We start from the raw sequence: 12,174 nt of genomic DNA, 5'->3' as shown, positions 1-12,174 counted from the left end.
CTCGGCCGTGCGCGTCTCCACCGACCTGCACACCGCCCGCTTCGTCTGCACCACCGACGAGACCATGGCGCAGATCGCCTCCTTCTACCCCGGCGCGATGGCCGAGGCCCGCGACATCGACATCACCGAGCTCGGCCGCGAGCTGGAACTGGTCCTGATCGGCGCGGACGACCCCGAAGCCATGCTGAGCCACACCGACCAGTGCCGCACCGCGGGCATCCCCTTCGCCGCCGACCCGTCGCAGCAGCTGGCGTTCATCGACGGCGAAACGGCCCTGCGCCTCATCGACGGCGCCGACTACCTGTTCTCCAACGAATACGAGTGGGGCATCCTGCTGCAGAAGACCGGCCTGTCCGAGGCGGAAATCGGTGAGCGCGTAGGCATCCGAGTCACCACCCTCGGCTCCAAGGGCGCGAAAATCGTCGACCGCGACGGCACCGAACTCCACGTCGACGTCGTCCCCGACATCGCCAAACTCGATCCCACCGGTGTCGGCGACGGCTTCCGCGCCGGCTTCCTCACCGGCCAGTCCGCGGGCCTCTCCCTCGAGCGCTCCGCCCAACTGGGCTCCCTCATCGCCGTCCTGGTCCTGGAATCCGTTGGCCCCCAAGACTGGACCCTCGACCACGACACCGCCCTCAAGCGCCTCCGCGACGCCTACGGCCCCGAGGCGACGGCCGAAATCGAGCCGCTCCTCACCAAACGCTGAGGTTCAGCCAGCTCGAACAAATCCGCCCGCCGATCAGACGATCGACGGGCGGATTTCGTCGAGCGCTGCAGATCAACTCCCGAATACCTCGTCGATCGAGCCTGCCGTCGCGGCCCGGTCGATCCAGACATCGAGCTGCTCGATATCGGTGCAGGCCCGGACCCGAGCGACGGTCGATTCATCCACGCTGATCCCTCGACTCCGAAGTATCGTCAGCAGCGCCTTGGCCTCGCCCGAGGCCCGGCCTTGTGCCAAGCCCTCCGCTTCGCCCTGGCTGAAGTAACGCCGGGCGAACTCGCTCTTGTACTTGTACGTTCCGGCGGTCATAAGGCTCTCCAAAAAGTGCCGGGCCGCCCGTGGCAAGACGGCCATTACCAGGTCAATGTACATTTCGCCGTTCGGTGCGTCGACCACGTTGGCGGCCAGCACTGTCAAGATGGCGTCTCGCTGGGGATCGTTGCGGTGCGCGATGGCCGACAGAATCGCCAACTCTGGATTCGCCGCCGCGATTGCGGGATCGGTGACCACCGGCACGTCTTCCGGGCTCATCACGACCGGTGTAAGGATGAACCCCGGTGCGACAGTGATAGGTCTTCGACAGTAGGCGGTCGTACGGGCGTCGGGGCACATCACGAGTAGCACGGTGGGGCAACGCAATCGGGCGCGCAGAGTGGCGAGATAGACGGGCCAACTCCAGCGCTTGTCCGGGTCCGGGCGCAACTGGACCTCCACCACCACCGCAAGTTCAGGATTGTCCCCGGTCGCGAGAACCACGACGATGTCGGCCCGATATTCGGTGGGGTTGATGTCTGGGCAGTCGCCGGATTCCAGTCGGGCATGGTCGAATTCGGGTAGTGGGGTGTCGGTCACGTACGGCAGTAGATCGACGACGAGCTCCGGGCGTTGCCGGAACAAGTCGATGAGCACTTCGTGCATTACCGAGGGCATATCGGCAATGTAGCAGCGAGCACCGACATCAAATCCGCTGGTCAAATGCATATTTCGGACAAATCGCGCCAATTGTGTCCCGCTCGATGGGCCTGCCGGTTGCGGGGGAATGCATCGTGCGCAATACGCTGGGAGGTATGGCCTCCGACCGTTTGTACTTTCGCCAGTTGCTCGCCGGGCGCGACTGGGCCGTGGGCGATCCCATCGCCACGCAGATGCGCAACTTCGCCTACCTGATCGGGGATCGGGAAAGTGGTGAGTGCGTGGTTGTCGACCCGGCGTACGAGGCGGGGCAGCTCGTCGATCTCGCGGAGGCCGACGGGATGCGGCTGACCGGGGTACTGGCCACTCATCACCACCCCGACCATGTCGGCGGCACGATGATGGGGTTCACGCTGCGCGGCGTGAAGGAGCTGCTCGAAAAGACCGACGTCGCTGTGCATGTCAATGCCGAGGAGTTGCCGTGGGTCGCGAACGTCACCGGCATCGCACCCAGTGAATTGACCGGGCACGCGCATGGGGACAAGGTCGCTGTGGGCAGCTTCGAGATCGAGCTGCTGCACACGCCGGGCCACACGCCAGGCAGCCAGTGCTTCCTGTTCGAGGATCGTCTGATCGCCGGTGACACCCTCTTCGTAGACGGCTGCGGCCGCACCGACTTCCCCGGCGGCGACTCCGACGCCATGTTCCGCAGCCTCCGCTACCTGGCGGAGTTGAAGTCCAACCCGACTGTGTACCCGGGTCACTGGTACTCGGAAGAGCCCAGCGCGACGCTGTCCCACATCAAGGACCACAACTACGTCATGAGGCCGCAGACGCTGGACCAGTGGCACATGTTCATGCCCAGCTGATCACGGCCGGTGCAGCACCCGCGCTTCGACGTCGTAGACCTGGTATCCGATGGGCTTGACCAGCACCTGAAGGACCATCCGGATCGCGTTCGCCAGATCGGGCCGCGCCTTGGCCCGATACTTGCGCCGCTCGAATCGGTCGGCCGGAATCACCCGGACGATGCTGCCGTCCACCTGGGTGCGCACGGCAGCAAAGGTCTGGTTGGCGGTTAGTCGGTTGTTCCAGAGCCGCAAGGGCTCGACCACGTACTCGTTCAGGCCCGCATCACCCGGAATGCCTTGCTGCGCACGGACGTACGCGAGCACTTCCCCCGGTGATGCGGCCGCCCCTACCGGCAGCACCACGAATTCGAAGCTCACGAAATCCACGGTAACTCGCAGCACCGACAGGTAGCCGACATACGACGCGCCCGCCCCGAAACTTGTTCGGGGCGGGCGCGTTTCGCGTAGCGCTCAGGCCAGGGTGCGCAACCAGCCGTGGCTGTCGGCGAAGGTGCCGCGCTGGATGCCGGTGAGGGTGTCACGCAACGCCATCGTGACCTCGCCCGGTTCGCCGGTGCCGATGGTGAATTCGCCCTCGGCGGAGCGGACCGAGCCGACGGGGATGACGACGGCGGCGGTGCCGCAGCCGAAAACCTCGGTGATCTCACCGGTTTCGACGCCCTTGCGCCATTCGTCGACGGAGATCTTGCGTTCCTCGACCTTATAGCCGGCGTCGGCGGCCAGGGTGATGAGGGAGTCGCGGGTGATACCCGGAAGCAAAGAACCGGACAGTTCGGGCGTCACCAGGCGTGCGTCGGAGCCGCTGCCGAAGACGAAGAAGAGATTGTTGGTGCCCATCTCCTCGACGTAGCGGTGCTCGCAGGCATCCAGCCAGACAACCTGGTCGCAGCCCTTCTCCGACGCCTGCTGCTGCGCGAGCAGGGACGCCGCGTAGTTGCCCGCCACCTTGGCCTCGCCGGTGCCGCCGGGAGCCGCGCGCACGAACTCGGTGGACAGCCACACCTTGACCGGCTTGAGCCCGCGCGGGAAATACGCGCCCGCCGGGCCGCCGAGGAGCAGGTACTTGTAGGCGGCGGCGGGCTTCACGCCCAGGCCGACCTCGGTGGAGAACATGAAGGGCCGCAGGTAGAGCGCGTCCTCGCCGCCTGCCGCGGGCACCCAGTCGGCGTCCACCTCGAGCAGCTGGCGAATGGATTCGATGAACAGTTCCTCCGGTAGCTGCGCCATCGCCATGCGCGCCGCCGACCGCTGGAACCGCGCGGCATTGGCGTCCACCCGGAAGGTGGCGATGCTGCCGTCGGCCTGGCGGTACGCCTTCAGACCCTCGAAGATGGCCTGGCCGTAGTGGAAGACCATGGTCGCGGGGTCCATGGACAGCGGCGCGTAGGGCTCGACCCGGCCGTTGGTCCACTGTCCGTCCACGTAGTCCATCGACACCATGTGATCGGTGAAGAAGCGCCCGAACCCGGGCTCCGCCAGAATCTCCTGCCGCCGCTGCGCCGGAACGGGCGCGGGATGCGGGACACGGGTGAACTGCGCGGCAAGTGTCATGACCTGGAGTCTAATTCGCCGCCCTCGACACGCGGGTGCGGGATCCCCCTCTCACGCTGTCCGGTTGCGGACCGCTGTCCACTCCCCTGGATAGGGTGGGCGATGTGTACCCGCAAGACGCTGCGCCGACGCCGCCTCGCTCCACCCGGCCCCTGGTGATCACGCTGATCGCCGTGGTGGTGCTGGGACTGGTCGCGATCCTGGTGGTCGCGGCCATGATGCCCGCGCGCACGGTGACCGGAACCGCGCTGCCCGCGGACCAATACGGGTTCCAGGACACCGCGACCCGCACCACTCCCCCGCCGACCACCACGACGACCGTCGCCCCGAAACCCACCATCGCCGCGTTGACGCCCGGCTGGCAGACGGCGTACTCCACCACTCGAAACGCGGTCTACGACGTCCCGACGGACTGGACAGTCCCGACCCCCTCCACGATCATCGGCTTCGAGAGCGGCAACCAACGCGTGGTCATGAGCGGCGCAGCCGAACTCTCCCCGAAGTCCTGCGACGGCCACCACTCCAAGGCCATGGCAGGCGTAACCGGCTCCAAACTCGCCGACGCGGCCTCCGCGGCCAGGGACGTCGCCACCAACTGGGCCACCGTCGGCGGCCTCAACGACGACCGCCCCAACTCCACGTACACACTCAGCAGCGTCGAAACCCTCACCATCCAAGGCAAACCCGCCGCCCACATAACCGCGACCATGGCCAACCCCGGCCCCAACGACTGCTCCCACCCGGCAACCACCATCGTCCACACGCTCGCCGTCCCGGCCAACAGCGGCCAATTCGTGGTGATGGTCGTCTTCGCCGACAAGGACGTCGACGGCGCGGTCACCGCCGACACCATCAGCAAGATGTACACCACCCTGCGCCCCGCCGGTCTCGACCTCGCGACCTGCAAACAAGACAACCCGGTCGTCGGCACCTGGTGCGGCTGAACGAACGCTGCCGACGAGCACGGTGGCTCGTCGGCAGCGTTCGTGGGCCGCGACGACTGCTCGTCAGGCAGTCTTCGATAGCACTCAGGCAGTGCGGGTTTCGACGAACGGGGGCTTGATGACCTCGCAGCGGAGGCGGCGGCCGCGGACGTCGACCTCGACTTCGTCGCCGGGCTCGATGCCAGCGGAGGTGTCGAGGAGGGCGAGGGCGATGCCGACTTTGAGGCTGGGTGAGAAGGTGCCCGAGGTGGTTTCGCCGACCTGGGCGTCACCGCGCATGACAGTTTGGCCCTGACGCAGGACACCCTTGTCGATCGCCTTGAGGCCCAGCAGGAGTCGGCGAGGGCCTGCGGCCTTCTCAGCCTCCAAAGCGGACTTGCCCCAGAACTCTGGCTTCTTCCAGCCGACGGCCCAGCCGGTGCGGGCCTGCAGGGGCGAAATGTCCAGGGACAGTTCGTGTCCGTGCAGTGGATAGCCCATCTCGGTGCGGAGGGTGTCGCGCGCGCCGAGACCGGCGGCCTGGCCTCCGGCGGCCTGGACCTCGGTCACCAGGGCGCGGAACACAGCCTCGGCGTCGCCCCAGCGGGGCAGCAGTTCGTAGCCGTGCTCGCCGGTGTAGCCGGTGCGGCACACGCGAACCGGGCGGCCGTCCCACTCGGCGTCCGCGTAGGCCATGTACTCCATGTCGGTCGGCAGCCCGAGCTTGGCGAGCACCTCCGCGGATCGGGGGCCCTGCACCGCGAACACCGCGTACCCGCGATGCTCGTCGGTGATGGTGATGCCCTCGGGCGCGACCTTCTGCAACTCGGCCACCACGGTCGCGGTGTTCGCCGCGTTCGGCACGAGGAAGATCTCGTCGTCACTCACGTAGTAGGCGATGAGGTCGTCGATGACCCCGCCCTCGGGCGTGCAGCACAGCGTGTACTGCGCCTTTCCGGGGCGAATCCGGTTCAGATCATTGGTCAGCGCCGAGTTCACGAACGCCGCGGCACCCGCGCCCTTGACCGTCGCCTTACCCAGATGGCTGACATCGAACAGCCCGACGGTCGTGCGCACGGCCGTGTGCTCGCCCACGGTGCCCGCGTACGAAACCGGCATCTCCCACCCCCCGAACGGAGCGAAGGTGGCCCCCAACTCGACATGCACAGCGTGAATAGGTCCCTGCAGCAGCTTCTCGTCGGTCACCCGAAGCAGCTTATCGGTTCCCGTTCTGCGACCGGGTCGGCCGCTCCCATATGCGAGGATGCCGACCGACCCCGGTCAGAGGCCGAGACTGCGGGCGATGCCGGGCCAGGCGGCGTGCAGGTCGTTCTGCCACGAGGGCCAGTTGTGGCCGCCGCCGGGGAGGTAGTCGAAGCTGGCGGGGATGTTCTGGTCTTCGAGGCTGGATTGCAGTGCGCGGGTGCAGGTTTCGACGGTGGATTCCAGCGCCGTACTCGATGCGCCGACCTGGCCACCGCCTGCCGCGGCCGGATTCGCGCGGGTTCCGGCGGCGATGTGGAGATCGGTGCCGCGAAGTTTCTCGAGGTTGGCGGGAGTGGAGGGGTCGTTGGCGGTCCAGGCCGGGGAGTCGTCGGGGCCCCAGATGTTCCAGGGGAAGCCGCCGCCGGACAGGACCACCGCTTGCAGGTAACGGCGGCCCGGGTCGGCGCTGGTCTGCGCGCAGCCGCTGAACGAGCCGACGCTCTGGTAGAGGCCGGGGGCGGCTTCGGCGAGGGACAGTGCGGACGTAGCCGACATCGATACGCCGACAATGGCATTGCGGCCTGACGCGTCGAGGGAAGCGTCCATCAGAGGCGGAAGTTCCTGGGTCAGAAACGTCGTCCACTTGTTGCGCCCGAGCACCGGGTCATCGGACTGCCAATCGGTGTAGTAGGTGTAGCGACCGTCGAGCACGTTCACGACATTCACGTTCTGGTCGGCGAGGAAATCGAGCACATCGGTCTTCGTCTCCCAGGACACCTCGCTGCCGTTCTGGTCGATGCCGTCCTCAGCGCCGTTCAGCAGATACAGCGTCGGGCGGGGAACGGAACTATCGGCGGCCCGAGTGACGGACAGTTGGACTGCCCGATTCATCGCCGCCGAATACACCGAGACCGTGGAACGACGGTCATCGCGCGGGTTCACGCGGTCGATATGCGAGCCATCCGCAGCGGCGGCCACCTCGGAATTGGGCGGTTCCGCGGCGGACACGAACCCGGGGTTCACCCAGAAAATGGCTGCGACCAGGGCAATTCCCGCCGCGATCCTTCTGCGTGCACCACGCGTATTCGTCATATCCGCCTCGAACTCATCCCGACCAACCCCGTTGTCCTCTCTACCGAGCCGATCATGACCGCGCAATAAAGCGCTTCTCACACGGCCGGTGCGACGCGGCCGAAGCCGTCACCGCCGCTGCGAATCCTCGGCATGCGTGGACGGTCGAATCTCGACTGGATCGCATCGAGGAACTTCTGGGTTCGCGTCGAGTACACGACCCCGTAGCCCTGACTCAGCGGGCTCACACCGGCCGCTCGCAACGCTGTCATGTCTGTCCACTCGGTATCGGCCCCTCACCCGCGTCACCCAGGCAGGCGAGGAACGCCGTCTCATCCATGACTTCGATCCGCTGACCCCGCAACCGCAGTTCAGCGACCCGCCGCGCCTTGCCCGTGGTGAATGCGGCGGGATCGTGGCCGAGGAAGCCATCACCGATCACCAACCCCGTCGTGCGCCTGGTGACGTTCCGCGCGGGTGTCGCCCCGCACGCCGCGATCGCATCCCACGCCTGCTGCCGACTCATGGCGGCGAGATCGCCTGTGAAAACGATGATCTCACCGAAAAGGGGATGCGTCGGGTCGGTGCCCGTGACCTCCGGAAGCACCAATTCCTCACGCCCGAACCAGGATCGGCGCGGCGCGGACTCTCTCCACGATGCCTGCGGCGTCGCACCGGGAGGCCGCGACTCGGTGTTCGGCGGCTGTGCGGCCCCTGCCCCGATGACGAGTGGCCGGTTCTCCCCACCCCATCGTCGAGTTTCCGCGCGCCGCGATCCAGCCGTTCCGCGCCCGGCGCGGCGAGGCGCGCGAGCATCGGCGCGCAGCATCTCGCCCGCAGCCGGTTGCGCGCGACGCGGGCTGCCAGCCATACGAGCCAGTGCCGCAAGGGAATCCGCGCCGGTTCGAGCGGCGAGGGCGATCACGATATCGGCCGCCGCCGCAGCGTCGGCACCGGCATCGTGGTGGTTGGTGAATTCGATCCCGAGCGCAGCGGCCACATTCGGCAGCCGATAGCTCTCGAGATCCAGGTGCTTGCGCGCCAAGGCCAAACTGCAGCTGAACTCCCACGACGGTGCGTGAATTCCACTGCGCGCACACGCTTCCCGAATAGCCCCGCTGTCGAATCCGGCATTGTGGGCGATCACCGGCAACTCGCCGACGAGCCCGGCCACTTCGGGCCAGCGCTCCGCGAAGGCGGGCTGCCCGGCGACCATCCCCGCCGAGATCCCGTGCACGCGAATGTTGTGCCAGGCGAAGAACTCGAGACCCTCCGGCGGCCGACACAACCACGACTCACTGGCCGTCCGTTCCCCCTCTCGCACAACCGTCACCCCGACCGCGCAAATACTCCCCCGCGCGGAATTGGCGGTCTCGACATCAATGGCGGCGAACGAAAGTCCCGCCATACTCACCGCACCACGAGCGGCAACGGCCGCGCGACAGGACCACCCAGGTCGACCAAAAAACCCCGAGCCAGTCGCAACGACTCGAACGCCGCCCACGCATCCGCCAAATCCGCGAGCCCCCGCGCCAGCGTGAGCACCGGCCGAATATGGTCGTCGGTCACGTCAACCTGAGACTGCGTCAGCGAAACTTCCCCGGGCGGCACCACCACCGGCCACAGCGGTCGAATGTACTTCCCGCCCGCCACATCCTGGTCGGTGAAGCGAGCATCCGCGGACGCGATCTCAGCGCGAACAGTCTCGACCGTGCTATCGATATCCACGATCCCCGTCGCCGCGGCGATCACATCCACGCCGCCCGACGAAGCGGCCGGCGCATACTGATCCGCGCGTACGGCCGAAGCGCCGCCGGCCGGAATCATGTCCGCCGCAGCATGATCACCCGTACGGATCCCGACCGATCCCCCACATGCAATCGCCATATCTTCTTCCTCGGCGAGCACAATCGGGAACCCGGCGGTGAGGCTCTCCACTTCCGCCCGGCGCATACCCTCCACCACCCAAGCGCCCGATAGCCGCGACAACCCCAGCGCCGCACCCACATTCACATGCCAAATGACCAAGCGATCCACGGCCTTGCCGAGCACCGCGACGGAATGCAGATCGAACGAGGCAGCCATAACGCTCCACGGACGTGGCGGACAGTTACCGCGCTACGTTAGAGCATCCCACCGACAACATTCCCGCGAACCCTCTCGAATCCCCAACGCGCCCAAACAGTTCCGACCAACCGGGATCACTTCCCGCCAGATCTGCACACCGCGCCGGAGCGATCCTCTCGGTCACAGCGAGGGGCTGCCAGCATCATCCTGTTCATCGGTTTTGACAGTGCCGTACCGGGCGCGCGCGACCTGATGTGGGCAATGGCGACGGCGATCGAGCTCAGCCCTCCGCGGCCGATGCCTGCTCCTGCTGCACGCGTGCCGCACCGCAATCCGGATCCTCTGTCGTGGAATAGTTCGCAAGGACAGCGATCCGCGACTACCCGGAGGACCCGTGTCCGAATCGGAATCCGCGCCGCCCACCGCCGGGCCGTCACTTCGACAGCGTGGCCCGGCGTTGCTACTGCTCCTGCTGCCCGGCCTGCTCTATTGCCTCGCCCCGGTGGTAGCCAACCGCATCGAGCCGCGCGTCGTCGGCGTCCCGTTCCTGGTGACCTATCTGATCGCCGTCACAATCCTCACCGGCCCCCTGATCTGGCTGGTCGCCCGCCTCGACCCCGCTTATCGTTCGGGCGCAGCAGAATTCGTGCCCGCCGACGATCCCTCGGAGGCAGCAACGGGATTTGCGAGGCTGTCCACGTCACCACCGCCATCCGAGAATTCCACGCCCCCTCGCGACAGCTCTGAGCGGGCGATCGACGGCGAAGACGAGAACCCACGATGACGGGACATGCGGCCGTGGCGGTCTCGCTCTTCTCCGTCGCCATGGTCGCCACGGTGGCCATCGGCATTCTTTCCGCGCGCGGCCGGGTGCGGTCGATGTCGGAGTGGTCGATCACCGAACGCGGGCTCGGCACGATCTTCGTGCTGGTACTGATGGCGGGCGAGAGCTACACGAGTTTCTCGTTCCTCGGGGCTGCGGGGTGGTCCTACCGGTACGGCATCCCGATCTTCTACCTGATCGCGTATCTGAGCACCGGACTGGCCGTGGCGTACCTGGTGGCGCCCGCACTGTGGACCTATTGCGCCCGTCATCACCTGGTGTCGATCGCGGATATCGCCGAACATCGTTTCCGCTCACGGCCTTTGGGGATCGCGGTCGCGCTCATCTGCACGATCTTCCTGGTGCCGTACGTGCAGTTGCAGATCCAGGGCATGGGTGTGGTGGTCAATGCCATGTCCTACGGCGCGATCAACCTGAAGACCGCCGCGGTCATCTCCTTCGTCGTGGCCGAAACCTTCATCCTGACGTCGGGCCTGCGCGGCTCGGCATGGGTGAGCGTGCTGAAGGACAGCCTGGCGGTCCTCTCGATCGCCATCCTCGCCGTGTACATCCCGTGGCACTACTTCGACGGCCCCTCCGACCTGCTCAACCGCCTGGTCGCCAACAAACCCCACTGGTTGACCTTCCCCGGCGCAGGCGGCGGCACCTTCGGCGCGTCGTGGTTCGTCTCCACGATCCTCCTGAACGCACTGACCATCTGCGTCTTCCCCACCACGGTGGCGGGCTACTTGTCCGCCAAATCCCCGAATGCGCTGCGCCGTAACTCGATCCTCCTCCCCTGGTACCAAATCCTGCTCCTGGTCCCGATCATGATCGGCGCAGCCGCCCTCTTCGCGGCCCCGGCCCTGAAGAACCCCGACCTGGCGCTGTTCACCCTCGTCACCGACTCCCTCCCCGCACCGGTCGTCGCGCTGATCGGAATCGCGGGTGCGCTGTCCGCGATCGTCCCGATGAGCGTCTTCCTGATCGCCATCGGAACCCTGTGCGGCCGAACCATTCTCGGCGGCGGCCTGCGCGGCGGCGCGGCCTCGGATGCCCGCCAGCGGCGCGGCTCGCAACTGATCGGCCTGCTCGTCGGCGCGATCGCCTTGGGCGGAGCCGTCCTCTACCCGAAGCTGCTGGTCAACCTGTCGGTGCTGTCTTATGAAGGCATCGCCCAACTCGTTCCAGCCGTCCTCGTCGGCCTGTACTGGCGCACCCTGACCGCCTTGGGCGTCGGCCTCGGACTGCTGACCGGCGGAGCAGTCGTGCTGCTGCTCCACGGCACCGGCCACGACCCGCTCTTGGGCGTGAACGGCGGCCTGTTCGCACTCGCGGCGAATCTCATTGTCGCGATTGCGGTCTCGGCTCTCGGCGGTACCGCCGCGCCGCTCGCCGACGGCCTACCGGCGGCCGGGCAGAGCATGACCTTCAGCGACCGTTTCGTAGCCAGGGAAGACCGGTTCTCGCTCGGGATCGAGGAACAGTCCGGAAGGTTCTACGTGTCGATTCCGGTCAGCCTCGGCGTCGTGGATTACGAAGAGTACTACGAACTCGACGCCCCGACCTACGAGCGATTCATGCAAAATCCGGACAGTGCAATCGAATTCGTGGACTCCTGCCGCCGCGGCGAGCAGGACTCACTGCTCATGATTCCGGCCCCATCCAACCGCGGTACGGCGATCTAGCATGAGCGATCCCAATCATGAGCGCAGGCGTCAACAGGCCGTGGCAGCCACGTCCTCGATCCTTTCCTTATTGGACGCCGAGATTCGAACCAATGAGGTTCTCCTGTGGCGCAACAGGTTCGCCGAAATCGCCGACCTGCTCTCCAACCGCGAGATCAATACACCCGAGGCATTACACGCCTCGGCCGAACGCATGCGGGCACTACATCAGGGTGGCCGCGCCATTACCGACTTCTATCTCACCCGATCGGATTTCGAGGATCAACGGCATCTCAACGCCGTTTTCGAGGCGGAGCGAGCTCGCCTGTGGAACGCGTTAGCCGACCCTGACCCG

14 protein-coding genes are annotated in these 12,174 nt (G+C 66.6%); 6 read left to right on the top strand and 8 right to left on the bottom strand.

What is annotated here, in order from left to right:
- On the top strand, positions 1-709 hold a 709-nt coding region (locus ACWELQ_RS21860; protein ID WP_452398894.1), incomplete at its 5' end, for a PfkB family carbohydrate kinase.
- Between the two features lie 72 nt (positions 710-781).
- Here ACWELQ_RS21860 and ACWELQ_RS21855 read toward each other — a convergent pair.
- Complete coding sequence (locus ACWELQ_RS21855) at positions 782-1,645, bottom strand: hypothetical protein (RefSeq protein WP_452398893.1); 864 nt, start codon at positions 1,643-1,645, stop codon at positions 782-784.
- Positions 1,646-1,794: 149 nt separating this feature from the next.
- Between ACWELQ_RS21855 and ACWELQ_RS21850 the strand changes: the two genes are divergently transcribed.
- Positions 1,795-2,508: an MBL fold metallo-hydrolase gene (locus tag ACWELQ_RS21850; RefSeq protein WP_452398892.1), complete on the top strand. Its 714-nt coding sequence runs from the start codon at positions 1,795-1,797 to the stop codon at positions 2,506-2,508.
- Here the strand turns inward: ACWELQ_RS21850 and ACWELQ_RS21845 are convergent, their stop codons facing one another.
- Both ACWELQ_RS21845 and ACWELQ_RS21840 read right to left on the bottom strand, forming a co-directional pair.
- Complete coding sequence (locus ACWELQ_RS21845) at positions 2,509-2,868, bottom strand: hypothetical protein (protein ID WP_452398891.1); 360 nt, start codon at positions 2,866-2,868, stop codon at positions 2,509-2,511.
- 93 nt (positions 2,869-2,961) lie between these two features.
- Entirely contained in the window at positions 2,962-4,062 is a 1,101-nt protein-coding gene (locus tag ACWELQ_RS21840) for a branched-chain amino acid aminotransferase (protein WP_452398890.1), read from the bottom strand.
- Positions 4,063-4,166: 104 nt separating this feature from the next.
- Between ACWELQ_RS21840 and ACWELQ_RS21835 the strand changes: the two genes are divergently transcribed.
- Positions 4,167-5,006, top strand: coding sequence for a hypothetical protein (locus ACWELQ_RS21835; RefSeq protein ID WP_452398889.1), 840 nt, complete (start codon positions 4,167-4,169; stop codon positions 5,004-5,006).
- 84 nt (positions 5,007-5,090) lie between these two features.
- On the opposite strand, the gene gcvT is transcribed toward ACWELQ_RS21835, so the two are convergent.
- The 5 genes from gcvT to ACWELQ_RS21810 all read right to left on the bottom strand — a co-directional run bounded on the left by gcvT (position 5,091) and on the right by ACWELQ_RS21810 (position 9,347).
- Positions 5,091-6,191 (bottom strand): glycine cleavage system aminomethyltransferase GcvT, encoded by a 1,101-nt coding sequence (gene gcvT / locus ACWELQ_RS21830; RefSeq protein WP_452398888.1) that lies wholly within the window; start codon positions 6,189-6,191, stop codon positions 5,091-5,093.
- A gap of 75 nt (positions 6,192-6,266) precedes the next feature.
- Positions 6,267-7,199: an alpha/beta hydrolase gene (locus ACWELQ_RS21825; protein ID WP_452398887.1), complete on the bottom strand. Its 933-nt coding sequence runs from the start codon at positions 7,197-7,199 to the stop codon at positions 6,267-6,269.
- Positions 7,200-7,360: 161 nt separating this feature from the next.
- Complete coding sequence (locus ACWELQ_RS21820; protein ID WP_452398886.1) at positions 7,361-7,534, bottom strand: hypothetical protein; 174 nt, start codon at positions 7,532-7,534, stop codon at positions 7,361-7,363.
- The gene (locus tag ACWELQ_RS21815) at positions 7,531-8,670 is read right to left on the bottom strand and encodes an exonuclease domain-containing protein (protein WP_452398885.1); all 1,140 of its coding nucleotides are present in this window, start codon (positions 8,668-8,670) and stop codon (positions 7,531-7,533) included. Before ACWELQ_RS21815 ends, ACWELQ_RS21820 begins: the two co-directional genes overlap by 4 nt.
- Positions 8,671-8,672: 2 nt before the next feature.
- Complete coding sequence (locus tag ACWELQ_RS21810) at positions 8,673-9,347, bottom strand: hypothetical protein (RefSeq protein WP_452398884.1); 675 nt, start codon at positions 9,345-9,347, stop codon at positions 8,673-8,675.
- A 439-nt stretch (positions 9,348-9,786) separates the two neighbouring features.
- Between ACWELQ_RS21810 and ACWELQ_RS21805 the strand changes: the two genes are divergently transcribed.
- The 3 genes from ACWELQ_RS21805 to ACWELQ_RS21795 all read left to right on the top strand — a co-directional run.
- Positions 9,787-10,113, top strand: a complete 327-nt coding sequence (locus ACWELQ_RS21805) for a DUF3311 domain-containing protein (protein WP_452398883.1) — start codon at positions 9,787-9,789, stop codon at positions 10,111-10,113.
- Positions 10,110-11,840, top strand: coding sequence for a sodium:solute symporter family protein (locus ACWELQ_RS21800; protein WP_452398882.1), 1,731 nt, complete (start codon positions 10,110-10,112; stop codon positions 11,838-11,840). The genes ACWELQ_RS21805 and ACWELQ_RS21800 overlap by 4 nt, the downstream gene beginning before the upstream one ends.
- A gap of 1 nt (position 11,841) precedes the next feature.
- On the top strand, positions 11,842-12,174 hold a 333-nt coding region (locus ACWELQ_RS21795; protein ID WP_452398881.1), incomplete at its 3' end, for a hypothetical protein.

The sequence above is a fragment of the Nocardia sp. NPDC004722 genome, assembly GCF_053601505.1.
This window is presented reverse-complemented; position numbering and strand designations above follow the sequence as displayed.